The organism is Epilithonimonas hispanica, assembly GCF_003385395.1.
In the GTDB taxonomy this organism is placed as follows: Bacteria; Bacteroidota; Bacteroidia; order Flavobacteriales; family Weeksellaceae; genus Epilithonimonas; species Epilithonimonas hispanica.
In genome coordinates, this window is record NZ_QNUG01000133.1 from 1 (window position 1) to 649 (window position 649).

Here is a 649-nt window from a genome sequence, read left to right on the forward strand (position 1 = left end):
TACCAAAGAACAAATTGAAGCATTCAGAGATACGTCTTATGACGGCACATTAAATAATCGTGGAAAGCATTATCAATTTGCCAACTTCATTGATGGAAACTGGGTTCACGATTTTTATTATACTGAAGGAAATATTTACGCAAAACTGGAACAATTGGAGCGGGATTTTTGCCGAAGTTCGGCTTCCAATTTTTTAATTAATGATAAAATTGGACCCGGCACTGCCGGTCAATACGAAAAACAAAAAGCACTATTAGAAAAAGTATTACCAAAAGCGAAATCTTTAGATGAAATTTATATCAGTCCGAACCACGAGTTCGTACACAAATTTGAGTTGGGTCAAATAGAAAAAGACCAATATAATCATATTACAAAACGTACCGAATCAGTCATTGTAGATTACAATCTTGCGGAAAAATTCAAAGATTTTGTTGGCACTTTATCAAGTGAAGCTTTTGCAGGTTCTTCAGCTTGGGAAGTGCGAAGCTTTGTAGATAACGAAACGGTTACAGGAAGCGATAAAGAGAGGAATGCGTTAGTTAGAGAAAGGCGAAAAGCTGCTGCGAACGATTTGTTTTACAAGTTTGTTCGGGAAGAACTTTCCAATGATATTAGAAATCGTTTTGTAAAAGACTTTAACCGCAATTAC

At 35.9% G+C, this 649-nt stretch carries 1 pseudogene; it reads left to right on the forward strand.

What is annotated here, in order from left to right:
* Window positions 1–649, forward strand: a pseudogene (locus tag DRF58_RS18205) (restriction endonuclease subunit R); the annotation flags it as partial.